The organism is Buttiauxella sp. S19-1 (assembly GCF_022134725.1).
GTDB classification, from domain to species: Bacteria; Pseudomonadota; Gammaproteobacteria; order Enterobacterales; family Enterobacteriaceae; genus Buttiauxella; species Buttiauxella ferragutiae.
This window is the reverse complement of record NZ_JAHWLU010000034.1, coordinates 1-20,886: the sequence shown is the minus strand read 5'-3', so window position 1 is coordinate 20,886 and position 20,886 is coordinate 1. Positions and strand designations below refer to the sequence as shown.

Here is a 20,886-nt window from a genome sequence, read left to right as displayed (position 1 = left end):
AAGCAATAGTTAATATTTTGAGAGAGCATACAGGCTCATGGCGCAATTCTACTCTGCAAAGCGACGGGTTACGACTCGTCAAATCATAAGCGTGACGGTTAACGACCTTGATCCGTTTGGTCAGGGCGTTGCCCGCCATAACGGTAAAGCGCTTTTTATCCAGGGTGCACTGCCTGGCGAACAGGTCGAAGTCACGGTTACTGATGACAAACGTAACTTTGCACAGGCTAAAGTTAAGCGACGTTTAAATGATAGCCCGCAACGTGTTGCGCCGCGTTGTCCGCACTTTGGCATTTGCGGAGGGTGCCAGCAGCAACATGCCAGCATCGAATTACAGCAGCAAGCAAAATCCCGTGCGCTTGCCCGCATGATGGGGACGCGTGAAACCCCTGCGGTGGTCAACGAAATAATTTCTGGTTCGCCATGGGGTTATCGTCGCCGTGCGCGCTTGGGGTTGAATTACCTGCCTAAAACACAAACCTTACAGATGGGATTTCGCAAGTCGCAAGACAGTGAACTGGTGAATATTCACCATTGCCCTGTTTTGGAACCCCAACTTGAGGCATTGCTGGAACCTTTGCACCAATGTTTATCAACATTAAAAGCGGTGCGTCGTTTAGGCCATGTTGAACTGGTACTTGCAGATAATGGCCCGCTGATGGTGTTGCGTCATTTAGATGCACTAAATGACGACGACAGGCAAAAACTGGAATGCTTTTCGCATTCTACTGGCGTCGCGCTGTTTTTAGCGCCGGACAGTGAGACACTCACGGCGCTGGGTGAGGACGAGCCTTGTTATCATTCAGACGGGCTACGCTTAACGTTCAGTCCGCGCGATTTCATTCAGGTGAACGATGGTGTGAACCAGCAAATGGTTGCGCGTGCTATTGAATGGCTGGATATTCAGCCAACTGACCGCGTGCTGGACCTGTTCTGCGGAATGGGAAACTTTACGCTCCCGCTCGCAACCCGCGCTGAAAGTGTCGTTGGAGTGGAAGGCGTTGCTGCGCTAGTGGCGAAAGGCGAATATAATGCTCGATATAATTCGCTGAAAAATGTCACATTCTTCCATGAAAACCTGGAAGATGATGTGACTCGTCAACCCTGGGCTGCCCAGGGTTTTGACAAAATATTGCTCGACCCCGCACGAGCGGGTGCACCAGGCGTCATGCAACACGTGATCGCACTTGCTCCTAAGCGAGTGGTCTATGTTTCATGTAATCCGACAACACTTGCCCGTGATAGCAAGGCATTGCTGGCAGCGGGTTATCAACTGCGCCAATTGGCAATGCTGGACATGTTCCCGCATACCGGGCATCTGGAGTCGATGGCGCTGTTTGAGCGAAATTAAGTATTTGGATCAAGTCGTGTGAATGATTCAAGCCCCACCGAAGAGGACGGACAATGGTTGCGGTAAGAAGTGCACATCTCAATAAAGCTGGCGAATTTGCGCCCGATAGATGGATTGCTAGTCTCGGGATCACCAACCAGCAGTCATGTGAACGCTTAGCCGAAACCTGGCGGTATTGCGAGCAACAAACTAAAGGCCATCCTGACGCGGAGTTGCTGTTGTGGCGCGGCGTTGAAATGGTCGAAATCCTGTCGATGCTGAGCATGGACAACGATACGCTGCGAGCCGCCTTGCTGTTCCCTCTTGCCGACGCGGGCGTGGTCACCGAAGAGGTGATGCGCGAAAGCATCGATAGCCAGGTCGTCACGCTGATTCACGGCGTGCGCGACATGGCCGCCATCCGCCAGCTAAAAGCCGCACATACCGATTCAGTCTCTGCTGAACAGGTTGATAACGTGCGTCGCATGTTGCTGGCGATGGTGGACGATTTCCGCTGCGTGGTGATTAAACTCGCAGAACGCATCGCTCACCTGCGTGAAGTGAAAGATGCGCCGGAAGACGAACGCGTTCTGGCGGCAAAAGAGTGCACCAATATCTATGCGCCGCTTGCCAACCGCCTGGGCATTGGCCAGCTCAAATGGGAGCTGGAAGACTACTGCTTCCGCTATTTGCATCCCGATGAATACAAACGTATCGCGAAATTGCTGCACGAGCGTCGTATCGACCGTGAGCATTACATCGACGAGTTTGTCAGTGCGTTGCGTAAATCGATGAAAGAAGAGGGCGTGAAGGCTGAAGTGTATGGCCGCCCGAAACACATCTACAGCATCTGGCGCAAGATGCAGAAAAAATCCCTCGCCTTTGACGAGCTGTTTGATGTGCGTGCGGTGCGCGTGGTGGCGGAGCGTTTACAGGATTGCTACGCGGCACTCGGCATCGTGCACACCCATTATCGCCATATGCCCGACGAGTTTGACGATTACGTCGCCAACCCGAAACCCAACGGTTATCAGTCGATTCACACCGTGGTGTTGGGGCCAAATGGCAAAACTATTGAAATCCAGATCCGAACCAAGCAGATGCATGAAGACTCGGAACTGGGGGTTGCTGCCCACTGGAAGTACAAAGAGGGTAATGCCAAAAGCGGCAGTTCGGGCCACGAAGACCGCATTGCGTGGCTGCGTAAACTGATTGCCTGGCAAGAAGAAATGGCCGACTCCGGCGAGTTGCTGGATGAAGTGCGCAGTCAGGTGTTTGATGACCGCGTGTATGTGTTTACCCCGAAAGGTGACGTAGTGGACTTGCCTGCCGGTTCCACGCCACTGGACTTTGCCTACCACATTCACAGTGATGTTGGGCACCGTTGTATCGGCGCGAAAATAGGTGGCCGCATTGTGCCGTTTACCTATCAGCTGCAAATGGGCGATCAGATTGAAGTTATCACTCAGAAACAGCCGAACCCAAGCCGTGACTGGCTGAACCCAAACCTCGGTTACATTACTACCAGCCGGGGCCGCGCGAAAATCCACAACTGGTTCCGTAAACAGGACCGTGACAAAAACATACTGGCCGGGCGCCAAATCCTTGATGATGAAATTGAGCATCTGGGTATCAGCCTGAAAGAAGCCGAAAAATCGTTGCTGCCACGTTATAACTTCAATGAAGTTGAAGAGTTGCTAGCGGCGATTGGCGGCGGTGATATTCGTCTTAACCAGATGAGTAACTACCTGCAATCGCAGTTTAATAAGCCGACTGCAGCTGAACAGGATGAGCAAGCTCTTCGTCAACTGAAGCAAAAGACCCACACGCCACAATCGCGCAGCAAAGATAATGGCCGTGTGGTGGTGGAAGGGGTTGGCAATCTGATGCACCACATTGCACGTTGCTGCCAGCCGATTCCTGGCGACGAAATCGTCGGCTTCATTACACAGGGGCGTGGGATCTCTATTCACCGTGCAGACTGCGACCAGTTGGCGGAACTGCAATCCCATGCGCCAGAACGTATTGTTGATGCGGTTTGGGGGGAAAGCTATTCCAGTGGTTATTCGCTGGTGGTGCGTGTGACGGCTAATGACCGTAGCGGCCTGTTGCGAGACATCACCACCATTCTGGCGAACGAAAAGGTCAACGTTTTGGGTGTTGCAAGCCGTAGCGATACCAAACAGCAACTGGCGACCATCGACATGAATATCGAAATCTACAACCTGCAGGTATTAGGCCGTGTACTGGGTAAATTGAACCAGGTGCCGGATATCATCGACGCGAAGCGTTTGCACGGCTGATTTATTGCCCCTCACCCCGACCCTCGCCCCTTTGAGGCGAGGGAGAAAAGATCGTTCCCTCTCTATCAGGGAGAGGGCCAGGGTGAGGGTTGTTTTTATTTGTAAGGATTCCTAATGACTCAAATTACCCGCCTGCTGAATATCATGAAGCGCCTGCGCGATCCGGAAACGGGTTGTCCGTGGGATAAAGAACAAACCTTCGCCACTATCGCACCCTATACCCTGGAAGAAACCTACGAAGTGCTCGACGCCATCAACCGCGAAGATTTTGATGATTTACGCGGTGAACTGGGCGATTTACTGTTCCAGGTGGTGTTTTACGCGCAAATGGCTCAGGAAGAAGGGCGCTTTAATTTCGATGACATCTGCGAAGCCATCAGTGACAAACTTGAAAGTCGCCACCCACATATCTTTGCTGATGCTATTGCTGAAAACAGCACCGAAGTGCTGGCTCGCTGGGAACAAATCAAAAGCGATGAGCGTGCTGAAAAGGCGCAACATTCTGCGCTCGATGATATTCCTCATTCCTTACCTGCTTTGATGCGTGCGCACAAAATCCAAAAGCGATGCTCAACCGTTGGCTTCGACTGGACCACTCTTGGCCCTGTGTTAGACAAAGTCTATGAAGAGATCGACGAAGTGATGTTTGAGGCAAAACAGGTTGTCGTTGACGAAGCGAAACTGGAAGAAGAAGTCGGTGATTTATTGTTCGCGACCGTTAATCTTGCGCGTCATTTAGGCACCAAAGCGGAGACTGCTTTGCAAAAAGCTAATCTGAAATTCGAGCGCCGTTTCCGCCAGGTGGAACAGATTATCGCCGCCAGGGGCCTGACAATGACCGGTGTTGACCTGGAAATCATGGAAGAAGTCTGGCAAGAAGTTAAACGCCAGGAAACTGAAATTTAACGCGTTTTTGTGGTCAAACACATTTAATGGCAATTTCAATTTAACAAGCGATTGATTTACGTCAAAAACATTTATTCCAGACGGGCTATTTTCAGTGCCCTGACAAAGTGCGAGGTCAGGGCTTTGCAGACAGAATGAAAGTTTGTGGCGCCGATACTGTTCGGGTATACTACTTTCCCGTCCTGGTACTCCCATCGTCTTTAAACCTAACTTCTCAGGTTCAGCATGACAACGAACTATATTTTTGTGACCGGCGGGGTCGTTTCCTCTCTGGGTAAAGGCATTGCCGCAGCCTCCCTCGCAGCTATTCTCGAAGCCCGTGGCCTCAACGTATCCATCATGAAACTCGATCCGTACATCAACGTCGATCCGGGTACCATGAGCCCTATTCAACATGGGGAAGTGTTCGTTACAGAAGACGGCGCTGAAACCGACCTGGATTTAGGTCACTACGAGCGTTTCATTCGCAACAAAATGACGCGTCGTAACAACTTCACCACTGGCCGTATTTACTCAGATGTTCTGCGTAAAGAACGCCGTGGCGACTATCTGGGCGCGACTGTCCAGGTTATTCCACACATCACGAACGCTATCAAAGAACGCATCCTTGAAGGTGGCGAAGGCTACGATGTTGTTCTGGTTGAAATCGGCGGTACTGTAGGTGATATCGAATCCCTGCCGTTCCTCGAAGCGATTCGCCAGATGGCTGTCGAAGTGGGTCGTGAGCACACGCTGTATATGCACCTGACTCTGGTGCCATACATGGCCGCTGCCGGTGAAGTGAAAACTAAACCGACTCAACACTCCGTAAAAGAACTGCTTTCCATCGGTATTCAGCCAGATGTGCTGATCTGCCGCTCTGACCGCGTGGTTCCGGCAAATGAACGTGCGAAAATTGCATTGTTCTGTAACGTCCCGGAGAAAGCGGTTATTTCTCTGAAAGATGTCGATTCTATCTATAAAATTCCAGGCCTGTTGAAATCACAGGGGCTGGACGATTATATTTGTAAACGATTCAGCTTGAACGTTCCTGAAGCTAACTTGTCCGAATGGGAACAAGTTATTTACGAAGAAGCGAATCCGACAAGCGAAGTTACGATTGGTATGGTCGGCAAGTACATTGAACTGCCAGATGCCTACAAATCTGTGATTGAAGCGCTGAAACACGGTGGTTTGAAAAATCGTCTGACCGTTAACATCAAGCTGATTGACTCGCAGGATGTTGAAACTCGCGGTGCTGAAGAAATGCTGAAGGGATTGGATGCTATCCTTATTCCTGGCGGTTTCGGTTACCGTGGTGTGGAAGGCAAAATCGCCACCGCGCGCTATGCTCGTGAACAGAACATTCCGTATCTGGGTATTTGCTTAGGTATGCAAGTGGCGCTGATCGAGTTCGCACGAAACGTTGCAGGTATGGCTAACGCCAACTCAACTGAATTTGTGCCAGACTGTAAATACCCGGTGGTTGCCTTAATCACCGAGTGGCGAGACGAAGAAGGTAACGTTGAAGTTCGTACTGAAAAGAGCGACTTGGGCGGCACCATGCGTCTTGGTGGCCAGCAGTGTCAGTTGACCGATGGTAGTCTGGTGCGCCAGATGTACGGTGAACCGACAATTACTGAGCGTCATCGCCATCGTTATGAAGTCAACAACATGTTGTTGAAACAAATTGAAACAGCAGGTCTGCGCGTTGCGGGCCGTTCCGGTGATGACCAACTGGTAGAAATCATCGAAGTACCAAATCATCCGTGGTTTGTTGCTTGCCAGTTCCACCCGGAATTTACTTCGACTCCGCGTGATGGCCACCCACTGTTTGCAGGCTTTGTGAAAGCTGCAGGTGAGTACCAGAAGCGCCAGGAAAAGTAAGCAGAAAGTTAGAACGACAACGCGCGAATGTTTCGCGCGTTGTTTGTCTGGAGTTTTAGTTTAACTTGTACTGAGGAAAATCTAATGTCCAAAATCGTTAAAGTCATCGGTCGTGAAATCATCGACTCCCGTGGTAACCCGACTGTTGAAGCTGAAGTTCATCTGGAAGGCGGTTTCGTAGGTATGGCTGCTGCACCATCAGGTGCTTCAACTGGTTCCCGCGAAGCGCTGGAACTGCGCGATGGCGACAAATCTCGCTTCCTGGGCAAAGGCGTTCTGAAAGCCGTTGCTGCAGTTAATGGCCCGATCGCTGCGGCTGTAACTGGTAAAGATGCGAAAGACCAGGCTAACATCGATAAAATCATGATCGACCTGGACGGTACCGAAAACAAATCTAACTTCGGTGCTAACGCAATCCTGGCTGTTTCTCTTGCTGCTGCTAAAGCTGCTGCTGCCTCTAAAGGCCTGCCGCTGTATGCACACATCGCTGAACTGAACGGCACTCCAGGCAAATTCTCTATGCCACTGCCTATGATGAACATCATCAACGGCGGCGAGCACGCTGATAACAACGTTGATATCCAAGAGTTCATGATTCAACCAGTTGGTGCGAAAAACCTGAAAGAAGCCATCCGTATGGGTTCTGAAGTTTTCCATACCCTGGCTAAAGTTCTGAAATCTAAAGGCATGGGTACTGCTGTTGGTGACGAAGGTGGCTATGCGCCAAACCTGGGTTCCAACGCTGAAGCATTGGCTGTAATCGCTGAAGCGGTTAAAGCTGCAGGTTACGAGCTGGGTAAAGACATTACTCTGGCTATGGACTGTGCTGCTTCTGAATTCTACAAAGACGGTAAATACGTTCTGGCTGGCGAAGGCAACAAAGCTTTCACCTCTGAAGAATTCACTGCATTCCTGGAAGATCTGACCAAACAGTACCCAATCGTTTCTATCGAAGACGGTCTGGACGAGTCTGATTGGGATGGTTTCGCACACCAGACTAAAGTTCTGGGCGACAAAATCCAGTTGGTTGGTGACGATCTGTTCGTAACTAACACCAAAATCCTGAAAAGAGGTATCGACAACGGTATCGCTAACTCCATTCTGATCAAATTCAACCAGATCGGTTCTCTGACCGAAACTCTGGCTGCGATCAAAATGGCGAAAGATGCTGGCTACACTGCAGTTATCTCTCACCGTTCAGGCGAAACTGAAGACGCTACCATCGCTGACCTGGCTGTTGGTACTGCTGCAGGCCAGATCAAAACTGGTTCTATGAGCCGTTCTGACCGTGTTGCTAAGTACAACCAGCTGATTCGTATTGAAGAAGCTCTGGCTGCTGCGGGCACACCAGCTCCGTTCAACGGTCTGAAAGAAGTTAAAGGTCAGTAATTCGTTACTGCTTTAAATTCTTACAAAAAACCCGCTTCGGCGGGTTTTTTTATTTCTATTTTTGCTGGCTCCTGAACAACATATAGCCGATCTCACTAGTAGAGTTTGCAGATCCCCCACCTGTCGACCAGGCTTACGGGGACTTTTCACTCACAGGTCAGGAGACCGACATGAAAGCAGCAGTTGTTAATAAAGATCACTCTGTAGGGATCATCGACAAACCTGTTCGAGCCCTTAAACACGGCGAAGCATTGCTGACAATGGAATGCTGTGGCGTATGCCATACCGATTTACATGTGAAAAATGGAGATTTTGGTGATGTAACAGGCATTACGCTGGGGCATGAAGGTATTGGCGTAGTGAAAACAGTTGGCCCAGGGGTGACTTCCCTGAAAGTGGGCGACCGCGCAAGCGTTGCCTGGTTCTTCCGCGGCTGCGGCAACTGTGAATACTGTAATACTGGCAATGAAACTCTGTGTCGCAGCGTCACCAACGCGGGTTATACCGCCGATGGTGGCATGGCTGAAGAGTGCATTGTCGTTGCCGATTACGCGGTAAAAGTCCCTGATGGACTTGAATCTGCGGCGGCCAGCAGCGTGACTTGTGCTGGTGTCACCACTTACAAAGCGGTGAAAGTCTCGCATATCAAACCGGGGCAGTGGATTGCGATTTATGGCCTTGGCGGCCTTGGCAACCTCGCGCTGCAATACGCTAAAAACGTCTTTAATGCCAAAGTCATTGCCATCGACGTCAATGATGCACAGCTCGAATTCGCCAAAGAGTGTGGCGCGGATTTGGTCATCAACTCACGCAATGAAGATGCGGCAAAAGTCATCCAGGAAAAAGTAGGCGGTGCCCATGCTGCGGTAGTGACTGCGGTGGCGAAAGCGGCATTCAACTCTGCGGTAGACGCTGTTCGTGCGGGTGCGCGTATCGTTGCGGTAGGGTTACCATCAGAATCCATGAGCCTGAACATTCCACGTCTGGTACTTGATGGTATCGAAGTCGTCGGTTCTTTGGTTGGAACGCGCCATGATTTAGCTGAAGCCTTCCAGTTTGCTGCCGAAGGAAAAGTGGTTCCTAAAGTGACCATGCGTCCACTTGAAGATATCAATGCTATCTTCAAAGAAATGGAAGACGGTAAAATCAAAGGCCGCATGGTGATTGATTTTAAAACCAAAAAGTAAGCTATGTGATTAGCTAAAAGTGGCCGGGAAACCCCGGCCATTGGTTTTTTAAAGCGACTGAATCACCCGCTTAAGCAGGCGGATTCTTGGCTCAATGCTATCCAGTTCCAGATACTCTGACGTACTGTGGAAACCGGCACCTATTGGCCCGAAACCGTCCAGAGAAGGGATACCCAACTCTGCCGTATGGTTAACATCAGAGCCACCACCGACGGACTTCCACTTCACGTCGATACCTTCTGCGACACCGGCCTGCTCAACCCGTGGGTCACTAAACCGGTTTTGTAGGGTGGATAAGCGATAGCGCCATCCACCATTTGCGTCAGTTTGTCGGATGGCACTGCGCTTATTACCCGATATCAGATAAGCAATGGCAGCGTGGCGCTGGCGGTTTGCTGGCTCGTGGCGGCGTATTGGTTATCGTGAGTAATCAGCTCTCCCACCAGTACCTCCACCAACAACATGGCTCCCACTTTGGCGTTTAACGCACCGGCGCTTAATGGGCCTTCTGGTTTAGCGGCAACCAGCAACAGATCGGCAAGATCGGCGAGAGGGCTGCGCAAAGTGTTACTAATCAGCAGCACACAGGCATGGCGCTTTTTGGCGAGTTTCACCACATGCATTAAATCTTTGGTGGAACCGGAACTCGAAATCACCACTACCAGATCACGCTCGTTAAGCGTTGCTGCATTCATCGCTGCGCGGTGCATATCGCTAAACAACTGTGCAGGTTTGCCTAAGCGCAGCAATTTGTAATGCAGGTAATCCCCCATAATTGCGCTGGCTGCAACGCCATAAATTTGCACCGAAGTGGCACGATGCAGGGCAATGCCCGCCTGTTGCAGCACCTCGCGATTGAGCAGTTTCCCGGTATCTCTCAGCGCCTGCACAGACTCTTCGATTAACTCATCAATACTGTCTTCGCTCACGGGAGCGGGAGGCTGCTGCTGCTGAACATCCAGCGCCAGCGCCATCTTAAATTCGGTATATCCCTTGCAGCCTAAATGGCGGCACAGGCGAGTGACGCTGGCCTCGCTGGTTTCACTTTCACGCGCCAGCTCGGTGATGGTCAGATACAGCACCTTCTGCGGCTCGCCAAGAACGAACTCGCCTAGTTTTTGTAACGTTGGGCTGTAACCTGGCAGACCCTGACGCAAGTGCAGCAATAAATTTTCGTTTTCTGTCATCGGACCCATCCCACGGCCTTACTTAATTACTGGACATAGTGTGGAGGAAAGCGGCCCCGCAGTGCCAGCAGATTCGGTTAACTGTGATGTGGATCGTATTGATGGTGAAAATTTTCACTCTCTACGTCTTATTGTGGTAATAATTTTCATCACAATAATTTGGCAGGAAGAAAATTTATGTCAATCTTTAGCGGTACCTCTTCAGGGGGCTGGTTTGAAAAGGCCCAGCGTTTTGGCAAGTCGTTCATGTTACCTATCGCCGTTTTACCGGCAGCCGGGCTGTTGCTGGGGATTGGCGGTGCGCTGTCTAATCCCAATACTGTTGCGGCCTATCCCTTCCTGGATGTCGCCTGGTTGCAGGGTATTTTCACCATCATGGCGAGTGCGGGTTCAATCGTGTTTGCTAACCTGGCGGTGTTATTTGCCGTCGGCGTGTCTGTAGGGCTGGCAAAAGGGGATAAAGGCACAGCGGGTCTGGCGGCATTACTGGCTTATCTGGTAATGAACTCTACCATCAATGCGTTGCTGACACTGAGCGGCACACTGGCGGCAACCAATCCAGGTGCGGTCGGGCAGGGGATGGCATTAGGTATCCAGACGCTGGAAACCGGCGTTTTTGGTGGCGTGGTCATCGGTATCGTCACTTCACTGCTGCATAACCGCTATAACAAAATCGCGCTACCGCAATTCCTTGGTTTCTTCGGTGGTTCACGTTTTGTGCCGATAATCAGCTCGCTGGTCGCTATCCTGGTTGGCGCGGCGATGACCGTCATCTGGCCGCATTTCCAGAAACTCATTTTTGGCATGGGCGGCCTGGTGGATGCCACCGGTTACCTCGGGACATTTATCTACGGCTTCGTGCTGCGTATGCTCGGCCCATTCGGTCTGCACCATATCTTCTACCTGCCATTCTGGACGACGGCGCTTGGCGGTACCGAGATGGTTAACGGTCAACTGGTTGAAGGCACACAGCGCATCTTCTTTGCCCAGTTGGCTGACCCGAACACCCAGCAGTTCTACATCGGCACTTCACGTTTCATGTCTGGCCGCTTTATCACCATGATGTTTGGTCTGGTGGGGGCGTGCCTGGCGATGTATCACACTGCGAAACCTGAGAATCGCAAGCGTGTGGCGGGGCTGTTACTTTCTGCGGCGTTGACCTCTTTCTTAACCGGTATTACCGAACCTATCGAGTTCTCTTTCCTGTTTATCGCCCCGGTGTTGTACGTGATCCACGCGTTGTTCGATGGCCTGGCATTTATGCTGGCGCACATGCTGCACATCACCATCGGCCAGACATTCTCTGGCGGCTTTATTGATTTCATTCTGTTTGGTGTGTTGCAGGGCGAAGCTAAAACCCACTGGATGTACGTCCCGCTCGTCGGTATTCCGTGGTTCTTCCTGTACTACTTCACCTTCCGTTTCGTGATTACACGCTTCAATTTCAAAACGCCGGGCCGTGAAGATGCGGGAACGGAAAGCGTGCAGGTCACAGCAGGCGAGCGCCCGTTGCAAGTCATCATCGCGTTGGGCGGCAAAGAGAATATTGTCGAGCTTGATTGCTGTGCCACTCGTCTGCGCGTCACGTTACATGATGGTTCACTGGTTGATGAAGCCCTATTAAAAGAGACCGGCGCTCGTGCCGTTATCCAGCGCGGCAATGGCGTACAGGTGATTTACGGCCCGCACGTCACGATTATTAAAAATGAAGTAGAGGAGATTCTCGCCATATGAAACCGTCCATGTTGTCGCTGATTGAGGGAAAACTGATTGTTTCCTGCCAGGCGTTGGAAAATGAACCGTTACACAGCTCGTTTATTATGTCGAAAATGGCGCTGGCAGCCGCACAAGGTGGTGCTTGTGCGATTCGCGCCAACAGTTTGCCAGACGTTCAAACAATCATGGAAATGGTTGATTTACCGGTGATTGCTATCATCAAACGTGATTATCCGGGCAGCGGTGTTTACATCACGCCAACTCTCAAAGAGGTGGATGAGTTAATGGTCGCAAACCCAGCGATGATTGCGCTGGATGGTACCGGGCATGAACGCCCTGGCCAACTGGACTTGCGCGGCCTGGTGGCGGCAATTCGCCAGCGTTATCCGCAACTGCTGTTGATGGCGGATATTGCCACCGTTGAAGAAGCTCGTGATGCCGCCGCACTGGGTTTTGATTGTGTTGGCACCACGCTACATGGTTATACCGCTGAAACGAAAGGGCAAATTCTGGCAACGAATGGCTGCCAGTTCTTGCGCGATGTTCTGGCGGCGGTCGATGTGCCGGTTATTGCTGAAGGGAATGTGGAAACGCCGGAAATGGCTGCGCATTGCCTGGCTCTCGGGGCTCATGCGGTGGTAGTCGGCGGGGCGATTACTCGCCCGCAGCAAATCACACGCCGCTTCGTAAATGCCATCGCAACTTCCAGGTTGTGATGGCAGTGACAGGCCCAGTCTCCCCCTGATTGGGCCTGTCACACCGTTACGCATGATCTCAACCGTCACTTCTGCGATAATCACTCTTTACGCCCATTATTTGAGAAGACTATGCAGTATCCGATTAACGAGATGTTCCAGACCCTGCAAGGGGAGGGCTATTTTACTGGTGTGCCCGCCATTTTTATTCGCCTGCAAGGCTGCCCGGTGGGCTGCGCGTGGTGCGATACCAAACACACCTGGGATAGACTCGCGGATCGTGAAGTCTCTTTGTTCAGCATCCTTGCTAAAACCAAAGAAAGCGACAAATGGGGCAACGCTAGCCCTGAAGATTTGCTGGCGATTTTCCAGCGCCAGGATTACACCGCGCGCCATGTGGTGATTACCGGTGGCGAGCCATGCATTCACGATCTCACGCCATTAACCTCGCTGTTTGAGCACCACGGTTATAGCTGCCAGATTGAAACCAGCGGCACGCATGAAGTGCGTTGCACTGCCGGAACCTGGGTGACCGTTTCCCCGAAAGTGAATATGCGTGGTGGTTACGACGTACTGTCTCAGGCTTTAGAACGTGCCGATGAAATTAAACATCCGGTGGGGCGAATGCGGGATATCGAAGCGCTGGATGAACTGTTAGCGACCCTGGTTGACGATAAAAAACGGGTGATTGCGCTTCAGCCTATCAGCCAGAAAGAAGATGCAACGCGTCTGTGTATCGAAACTTGTATCGCCCGCAACTGGCGGCTTTCAATGCAGACGCATAAGTATTTGAATATCGCTTAAAACCAAAAAGGCACCTCTACGGTGCCTTCAGATTGCTGACAAAGGGTGATAAATGTGTTTTGTAGGGTGGATAAGCGCAGCGTCATCCACCATTTACGCCAGTGGTGTCGGATGACGCTGCGCTTATCTGACCTACGAAGAAGTTTGTCATCAGTCTCAAGGCACCTTTACGGTGCCTTTCTTTTAACCCTTATACACGCAACCGGCGGTACAGGTTTCTTTCACCATCACTGAACTTAGCAGCGGTACAAGCGGCTTCATTTCGTCCCAAATCCATTTTGCCAACACTTCGCTGGTTGGATTCTCAAGCCCAGGAATATCATTCAGATAGTAATGATCAAGCCTGTCATAAGTCGGTTTAAACGCCGCCTTCAGCTCAGAAAAATCCATAATCCAGCCGGTATACGGATCAACCTCGCCAGTGATTTCCAGGCGCACCATAAATGAATGACCATGTAAGCGACCGCATTTGTGGCCTTCTGGTACATGTGGCAGGTGGTGAGCGGCTTCGAAGGTAAAATCTTTAAACAGGGTGGTGGACATAATTAAGTCTCTTTCATACAAAATAACCGCGGCATAGTACAGGAAATGACTATTTCACGCATTAACTATACCTGCCAGGCGGGTGCCAACTCCCCCTGATAGTATTTTTCTTTCTGTTATCTTTTATTTTTCATTAAGTTAACTAATCACTTTTAACGTTATGGATTACCCGTAAAAGTGGTTAGTCGTTTTGGTTATTTGTTATTTCTATCCCTTCTTTAATTGTTATTATCGCGATGGTTACCCTTACACCATTCCCGTTTATTCGTTCGATATTAAAAACGGATCTTTTGCTACTGGAACTCACAACGCATGACAATTCAGGCCCCACCGACCGCACTGTTACCGCTAACCCCGGAGCAACTGGCACGCCTCCAGGCGGCGACGACAGATTTCTCGCAGACTCAACTGGCCTGGTTATCCGGCTATTTCTGGGGAATGATTAATCAACAACCTGGTACTGTTGCGGCAGCTCAACCTGCTGCGGCTGAAGTTCCGGTCATTACGCTGATTTCTGCATCGCAAACCGGTAACGCGCGCCGCGTCAGCGAACAACTGCGCGACGATTTACTGGCGGCTAAACTAAACGTTAACCTGGTTAACGCGGGCGACTATAAATTCAAACAAATTGCCCAGGAAAAACTGCTGATTGTTGTCACTTCAACGCAAGGCGAGGGCGAACCGCCGGAAGAAGCCGTGGCGTTGCACAAATTCCTGTTCTCGAAAAAGGCACCAAAACTGCCAGGCACTGCGTTTGCAGTCTTTAGCCTTGGCGACACCTCTTACGAATTCTTCTGCCAGTCGGGTAAAGATTTTGATAACAAACTCGCGGAACTCGGCGGTGAGCGCCTGTTGGATCGTGTGGATTGTGATGTCGAATTCCAGCCAGCCGCCGCGCAGTGGCGGGCAAAAATTGTCGACGTTCTGAAATCCCGCGTACCGGCAGAAACTCCGGCGCAAGCGGCAGTCACCGCCACGGGCGTTGCCAACGAAATCTTCACCAGCCCGTACAGCAAAGAAGCGCCGCTGACCGCAACGCTTGCGGTTAACCAGAAAATTACCGGTCGCGATTCTGAAAAAGACGTGCGTCACTTTGAGATTGACCTGGGTGATTCCGGTTTGCGTTACCAGCCGGGGGATGCGCTGGGCGTCTGGTACCAAAACGATCAAGCATTGGTGAAAGAGCTGGTCGAACTGCTGTGGCTGAAAGGCGATGAAAGCGTCACTGTCGATGGCAAAACTTTGCCACTGAGCGAAGCGCTGGAGTGGCATTTCGAGCTGACCATCAATACCGCCAACATCGTTGAGAAGTATGCGCAGGTTACCCGCAACGCCGCGTTGCTGGATCTGGTGGGTGATAAAACCAAATTGCAGCACTTTGCTCACAACACGCCGATTGTCGACATGGTGCGTTACGCGCCAGCGGAATTAACTGCTGAGCAGCTGATTGATTTACTGCGCCCGCTGACGCCGCGCCTGTACTCGATTGCTTCTTCGCAGGCTGAAGCGGAAAGCGAAGTGCACATTACCGTTGGCGTGGTGCGTTATGACATCGAAGGCCGCGCCCGTACCGGCGGTGCTTCTGGTTACCTTGCTGACCGCCTTGGAGAAGATGGCGAAGTACGTGTGTTCATCGAACATAACGATAACTTCCGCCTGCCTGCCAACCCAGAAACGCCGGTGATTATGATTGGCCCAGGCACCGGCATCGCACCATTCCGTGCCTTTATGCAGCAGCGTGAAAGTGATGGGGCAACCGGTAAAAACTGGCTGTTCTTCGGCAACCCGCACTTTACCGATGATTTCCTGTATCAGGTTGAATGGCAGCGTTACGTCAAAGATGGCCTGCTGACGAATATCGATCTGGCCTGGTCTCGCGACCAGCAACACAAAATATACGTACAAGATAAACTGCGCGAAAAAGGCGCGGAACTGTGGAGCTGGATTAAAGAAGGTGCCCACATTTACGTCTGCGGCGATGCGAATCGCATGGCTAAAGACGTTGAGCAGGTTTTACTGGAAGTGGTAGCCGAGTTCGGTGGCATGGATACCGAAACGGCCGATGAATTTTTAAGTGAGCTGCGCGTTGAGCGCCGTTATCAGCGAGATGTCTACTAATGAGCGAAAAACACCCAGGACCATTAGTGGTCGAAGGCAAACTGTCTGACGCCGAGCGCCTGAAACGCGAAAGCAATTACCTGCGCGGCACTATCAAAGAAGATTTGCAGGACGGGCTGACCGGTGGCTTCAGAGGCGACAACTTTTTGCTGATCCGCTTTCACGGCATGTATCAGCAGGATGACCGTGATATTCGTGCAGAACGTGCAGAACAAAAGCTCGAGCCGCGCCATGCGATGATGCTGCGCTGCCGTCTGCCGGGTGGGATTATCACCACCGAGCAATGGCGAGCGATTGATAAATTTGCCGAAGACAAAACCATTTACGGCAGCATTCGTCTGACTAACCGCCAGACTTTCCAGTTCCACGGCATTCTGAAAAAGAACGTGAAACCGGCACACGAAATGCTGCATGAAGTTGGGCTGGATGCGCTGGCAACCGCTAACGACGTGAACCGCAACGTGCTGTGTACCTCAAACCCGGTGGAGTCTGAACTGCACCAGGAAGCGTACGAATGGGCGAAAAAGCTTTCTGAACATCTGCTGCCGCGCACCCGTGCTTATGCCGAGATCTGGTGGGATCAAGAGAAAGTCGCCACCACCGACGAAGAGCCGATCCTCGGTGAAACGTATCTGCCGCGTAAGTTTAAAACCACGGTGGTGGTACCGCCGCAGAATGACGTCGATCTTCATGCCAATGACATGAACTTCATCGCCATTGCCAAAGACGGCAAGCTGGTGGGCTTCAACCTGCTGGTGGGTGGCGGTTTGTCCATCGAACACGGCAACAAAGCAACCTATGCCCGCACCGCGAGCGAGTTCGGTTACATTCCGCTTGAGCACACGCTGGCGGTGGCGGAAGCCGTTGTCACCACACAACGCGACTGGGGCAACCGTACCGATCGTAAAAATGCCAAGACCAAATACACCCTTGAGCGTGTTGGCGTGGAGGTGTTTAAAGCCGAAGTTGAACGCCGCGCAGGCATCAAATTCGAGCCGACTCGCGCGTATGAATTTACCGGACGTGGCGATCGTATTGGCTGGGTAAAAGGCATCGACGACAAATGGCACCTGACGCTGTTTATCGAAAATGGCCGTATCCTGGACTACCCGGACCGTCCGCTGAAAACCGGCCTGATGGCGATCGCGAAGATCCACAAAGGCGACTTCCGCCTGACGGCAAACCAGAACCTGATCGTCGCTGGTGTACCGGCCAGTGAAAAAGCAGCTATCGAGAAGATCGCCAAAGAAAGCGGCCTGATGAACGCGGTGAAACCACAGCGTGAAAACTCAATGGCCTGCGTTTCCTTCCCGACTTGCCCGCTGGCGATGGCCGAAGCTGAACGCTTCCTGCCGCAGTTTGTGACTAAAGTTGAAGAAGTGCTGGAAAAACACCAGGTGCCAGATGAACACATCGTCACCCGTGTTACCGGCTGCCCGAACGGCTGTGGCCGCGCGCTGCTGGCGGAAATCGGCCTGGTGGGCAAAGCGCCAGGCCGCTATAACCTGCATATTGGCGGTAACCGCATCGGCACGCGTATCCCGCGCATGTACCGTGAAAACATCACTGAGCCGGAAATTCTGGCCTCCATTGATGAGCTGGTCGGGCGCTGGGCGAAAGAGCGTGAAGCTGACGAAGGCTTCGGTGATTTCACCATCCGCGCCGGGATTATTCGCCCGGTACTGGACCCGGCCCGGGACTTGTGGGACTAGCACTATTCTTCTCCTTCTCCTGGGGGAGAAGGCCGGGATGAGGGCGTCTGGGCTTACTACGTGCGTCAGCACTCGACATGGGTCGCCCTCACCCTAACCCTCTCCCCAGGGAGAGGGAATACTATTTAGCGAGGTATCTATGCCTGTACTCGATCTAAAAGCGCTGAACGAACTCCCTAAAGTCGAGCGCATCATGGCGCTGGCGGAGGTCAACAGCCAGCTTGAAAAACTCAGCGCCGAACAGCGTGTCAGCTGGTCGCTGGAAAACTTGCCTGGTGAGTTTGTACTCTCCTCGAGTTTTGGGATTCAGGCTGCGGTGTCTCTGCACCTGGTCACCCAACAGTTCCCGGATATTCCGGTGATCCTCACCGACACCGGTTATCTGTTCCCGGAAACCTACCAGTTCATTGATGAACTCACCGATAAGCTGAAGCTGAATCTGCAAGTCTTTAGCGCGAAGGAAAGTGCCGCGTGGCAGGAAGCGCGTTACGGAAAACTGTGGGAACAGGGCGTTGAAGGCATTGAGAAATACAATGATATCAACAAAGTTGAGCCGATGAACCGTGCGCTGCGTGAACTCAACGGGCAAACCTGGTTTGCTGGTTTGCGCCGTGAACAATCGGGCAGCCGTGCCCATTTACCGGTGCTGGCGATTCAACGCGAAGTGTTTAAAATCCTGCCGATCATCGACTGGGACAACCGCCAGGTTTACCAATACCTCACCGCCAATGGCCTGAAATACCACCCGTTGTGGGATCAAGGCTACCTTTCCGTGGGCGATACCCACACCACGCGTAAGTGGGAAGAAGGCATGGCTGAAGAAGAGACGCGTTTCTTTGGGCTTAAGCGCGAGTGCGGTTTGCACGAGTAATTATCTGATTGTTGTATATAAAAAACCCTTCGCGCTATGCAGAAGGGCTTTTTATTGGTTAAACAAAGAATTAATGCTTCGCCTTAGCCAGCTCCTTCACCAATGGCAACATCACGCGCACTACGTCACGGCTGCGTTTTTCAATGCGCTGCGGTAGCCACTTATCCAGATATTGCTGGTTATCAATTAAGGCATTATGCCAACTGGTTCCATCGGGGAACGCTTTGCTTTTTACGCGTTGCTGATAGCCATCTTTCTTACCCAGCGACCAGTTGGTGGCTTCCACTGAAAGCACCGGGATCCCGGCTTTATCAAACACTTCAGCATCGTTACAGCAGGCAGTGCCTTTTGGATAATGGGCATTAAGTCCAGGATTGGTCGTGGCCTTAATATTTAACTGCCGTGCCAACGCTAATGCGCGGTCGCGTGTCATTTTAGTGACGGCGGTCGGCGTCGATTTACCGCTGTTGAAATAGAGCTTGTCGCCGACAATCAGACTATCGAGATTAATCACCAGCAGGGTGTTTTTCTTGTCGCTGGCACTCATGCGTTTCAGGATATCTTCCGCGCCCAACGAACCAAGTTCTTCACCGCTGGTGGCGATAAAACGGATGCCGTAGCGTGTTGGTATATCTTTCAGGTGGGTGGCAAGCTCCAGCATCACGCCCAGGCCTGAAGCATTATCATCCACGCCTTGTAGCGTTAAACCGCCAAGGTTGTTATTCACGTCGTTGTCATTGAGCGGCGAAAAAGTATCGAGATGCGCCATGATGATGATTTGCTGCGGTTCAATACCTTCACGAGCGGCGATCACCGAGCTTGCGCTGACGTTATGCCAGTTCTGATGACCGTCTTTGCTGGTGTAAAGGTAACGGGTGTTGAAGCGGCGAATATCGCTTTGGTAGCCAAGCTGGCTAAATTGTTGATTAAGGTAATCCGCGGCCATCATTTCCGCCGGGCTGCCTGTCATTCGGCCTGGGAAAACGGTCGCGATGTGGCGCGTTTGTTGGTCGGCAATGTTGCCCATCGTGGTTGCGTTGGCAAACGCAGGCAAGGTACAGCAAATTCCTAACGCCAGGCTGGTAAGCGTTTGGCGCAATGCGGAAAACATAGTGAGTCCCTTTTAAACCGGAAAATTTTTTGCCTGCATAGTATGAAACTGTGATGGAGACTACACAATTTCTATCGTTCCGAAACCCAGGATAATTCGAGGGTTAAGCACATTTTGTCATTTGCTTTTGCATCTCGTTATTCTTTTGTGGAACTAGTCATTCCAATTAGTAATTTCATAACAAATCAACCTCAGCCGTATAGTCCCTGCATGAATTTAAAACGGCGGGCCATGACCCACCGTACTAAACCTCGGTTAAGGGAAGGTTATGGACCAAAAACGACTCACACACTTACGGCAACTGGAGGCAGAAAGCATCCATATCATCCGTGAGGTTGCCGCCGAATTTTCCAATCCGGTAATGATGTATTCCATCGGTAAAGACTCATCGGTGATGTTGCATTTGGCCCGTAAAGCCTTTTATCCAGGCACACTTCCGTTCCCGCTGCTGCATGTCGACACCGGCTGGAAATTCCGCGAAATGTACGATTTCCGTGACCGTACCGCGAAGAATTACGGTTTTGAATTGTTGGTGCATAAAAACCCGGAAGGGGTGGCGATGGGCATTAACCCCTTCGTGCATGGCAGCGCCAAACATACTGACATCATGAAAACCGAGGGCCTGAAGCAGGCGCTGAGCAAATACGGTTTTGATGCCGCCTTTGGTGGCGCTCGTCGTGACGAAGAAAAATCACGCGCTAAAGAACGTATCTATTCATTCCGTGACCGCTTCCATCGCTGGGACCCAAAAAACCAGCGCCCTGAACTGTGGCACAACTACAACGGCCAGATTAATAAAGGCGAAAGCATTCGTGTGTTCCCGCTTTCCAACTGGACCGAACTGGATATCTGGCAGTACATCTTCCTGGAAAATATCGAAATCGTGCCGCTGTATCTGGCAGCACCGCGCCCGGTTCTTGAGCGCGATGGCATGCTGCTGATGGTGGATGACGACCGCATCGATTTGCAGCCAGGTGAAGTGATTGAGCAGAAAATGGTGCGCTTCCGTACCCTGGGCTGCTGGCCGCTAACCGGTGCCGTTGAATCCGAGGCGCAGACGCTGCCGGAAATCATCGAAGAGATGCTGGTTTCGACCACCAGTGAACGTCAAGGGCGGGCAATTGACCGCGACCAGGCAGGCTCCATGG

Annotated in this window: 16 protein-coding genes and 1 pseudogene; 13 read left to right on the top strand and 4 right to left on the bottom strand. The window is 51.7% G+C overall.

Annotation, left to right across the window (positions count from 1 at the left end):
- Positions 1 to 37 precede the first annotated feature (37 nt).
- From rlmD to adhP, 6 genes are all read left to right on the top strand, one after another.
- Positions 38 to 1,351, top strand: a complete 1,314-nt coding sequence (gene rlmD / locus MES37_RS10135) for a 23S rRNA (uracil(1939)-C(5))-methyltransferase RlmD (RefSeq protein ID WP_237931248.1) — start codon at positions 38 to 40, stop codon at positions 1,349 to 1,351.
- A gap of 53 nt (positions 1,352 to 1,404) precedes the next feature.
- Positions 1,405 to 3,633: a GTP diphosphokinase gene (relA, locus tag MES37_RS10130; protein ID WP_064543865.1), complete on the top strand. Its 2,229-nt coding sequence runs from the start codon at positions 1,405 to 1,407 to the stop codon at positions 3,631 to 3,633.
- Between the two features lie 114 nt (positions 3,634 to 3,747).
- The gene (gene mazG, locus MES37_RS10125; protein WP_237931243.1) at positions 3,748 to 4,539 is read left to right on the top strand and encodes a nucleoside triphosphate pyrophosphohydrolase; all 792 of its coding nucleotides are present in this window, start codon (positions 3,748 to 3,750) and stop codon (positions 4,537 to 4,539) included.
- A 225-nt stretch (positions 4,540 to 4,764) separates the two neighbouring features.
- Complete coding sequence (gene pyrG / locus MES37_RS10120) at positions 4,765 to 6,405, top strand: glutamine hydrolyzing CTP synthase (RefSeq protein ID WP_064543868.1); 1,641 nt, start codon at positions 4,765 to 4,767, stop codon at positions 6,403 to 6,405.
- A gap of 84 nt (positions 6,406 to 6,489) precedes the next feature.
- Positions 6,490 to 7,794: a phosphopyruvate hydratase gene (gene eno / locus MES37_RS10115; RefSeq protein WP_064543870.1), complete on the top strand. Its 1,305-nt coding sequence runs from the start codon at positions 6,490 to 6,492 to the stop codon at positions 7,792 to 7,794.
- A 170-nt stretch (positions 7,795 to 7,964) separates the two neighbouring features.
- Positions 7,965 to 8,981, top strand: a complete 1,017-nt coding sequence (gene adhP / locus MES37_RS10110; RefSeq protein WP_064543872.1) for an alcohol dehydrogenase AdhP — start codon at positions 7,965 to 7,967, stop codon at positions 8,979 to 8,981.
- A 48-nt stretch (positions 8,982 to 9,029) separates the two neighbouring features.
- Here the strand turns inward: adhP and MES37_RS10105 are convergent.
- Positions 9,030 to 9,242: pseudogene (locus MES37_RS10105) on the bottom strand (M20/M25/M40 family metallo-hydrolase); the annotation flags it as partial.
- A gap of 98 nt (positions 9,243 to 9,340) precedes the next feature.
- Positions 9,341 to 10,168: a MurR/RpiR family transcriptional regulator gene (locus tag MES37_RS10100; RefSeq protein WP_237931240.1), complete on the bottom strand. Its 828-nt coding sequence runs from the start codon at positions 10,166 to 10,168 to the stop codon at positions 9,341 to 9,343.
- 177 nt (positions 10,169 to 10,345) lie between these two features.
- On the opposite strand from MES37_RS10100, the gene MES37_RS10095 reads away from it, so the two are divergent.
- The 3 genes from MES37_RS10095 (at position 10,346) to queE (ending at position 13,383) form a co-directional block, all read left to right on the top strand.
- Complete coding sequence (locus tag MES37_RS10095) at positions 10,346 to 11,902, top strand: maltose/glucose-specific PTS transporter subunit IIC (protein ID WP_237931238.1); 1,557 nt, start codon at positions 10,346 to 10,348, stop codon at positions 11,900 to 11,902.
- Complete coding sequence (locus tag MES37_RS10090) at positions 11,899 to 12,600, top strand: N-acetylmannosamine-6-phosphate 2-epimerase (protein ID WP_237931237.1); 702 nt, start codon at positions 11,899 to 11,901, stop codon at positions 12,598 to 12,600. The genes MES37_RS10095 and MES37_RS10090 overlap by 4 nt, the downstream gene beginning before the upstream one ends.
- Positions 12,601 to 12,711: 111 nt before the next feature.
- Positions 12,712 to 13,383: a 7-carboxy-7-deazaguanine synthase QueE gene (gene queE / locus MES37_RS10085; protein ID WP_237931236.1), complete on the top strand. Its 672-nt coding sequence runs from the start codon at positions 12,712 to 12,714 to the stop codon at positions 13,381 to 13,383.
- Between the two features lie 183 nt (positions 13,384 to 13,566).
- Here the strand turns inward: queE and queD are convergent, their stop codons facing one another.
- Positions 13,567 to 13,929, bottom strand: a complete 363-nt coding sequence (gene queD, locus MES37_RS10080; RefSeq protein WP_202914405.1) for a 6-carboxytetrahydropterin synthase QueD — start codon at positions 13,927 to 13,929, stop codon at positions 13,567 to 13,569.
- 309 nt (positions 13,930 to 14,238) lie between these two features.
- On the opposite strand from queD, the gene cysJ reads away from it, so the two are divergent.
- The 3 genes from cysJ to cysH all read left to right on the top strand — a co-directional run bounded on the left by cysJ (position 14,239) and on the right by cysH (position 18,627).
- Positions 14,239 to 16,044, top strand: a complete 1,806-nt coding sequence (gene cysJ / locus MES37_RS10075) for an NADPH-dependent assimilatory sulfite reductase flavoprotein subunit (RefSeq protein WP_133523160.1) — start codon at positions 14,239 to 14,241, stop codon at positions 16,042 to 16,044.
- A complete protein-coding gene (gene cysI, locus MES37_RS10070; protein WP_121815013.1) occupies positions 16,044 to 17,756 on the top strand; it encodes an assimilatory sulfite reductase (NADPH) hemoprotein subunit in 1,713 nt (570 codons plus the stop codon). The genes cysJ and cysI overlap by 1 nt, the downstream gene beginning before the upstream one ends.
- 139 nt (positions 17,757 to 17,895) lie before the next feature.
- A complete protein-coding gene (gene cysH, locus MES37_RS10065) occupies positions 17,896 to 18,627 on the top strand; it encodes a phosphoadenosine phosphosulfate reductase (protein WP_133523161.1) in 732 nt (243 codons plus the stop codon).
- A 70-nt stretch (positions 18,628 to 18,697) separates the two neighbouring features.
- On the opposite strand, the gene MES37_RS10060 is transcribed toward cysH, so the two are convergent.
- Complete coding sequence (locus tag MES37_RS10060) at positions 18,698 to 19,738, bottom strand: aminopeptidase (RefSeq protein WP_237931235.1); 1,041 nt, start codon at positions 19,736 to 19,738, stop codon at positions 18,698 to 18,700.
- A gap of 268 nt (positions 19,739 to 20,006) precedes the next feature.
- Between MES37_RS10060 and cysD the strand changes: the two genes are divergently transcribed.
- Positions 20,007 to 20,886 (top strand): sulfate adenylyltransferase subunit CysD (cysD, locus tag MES37_RS10055; RefSeq protein WP_237931234.1); only part of this gene is annotated, 880 nt, incomplete at its 3' end.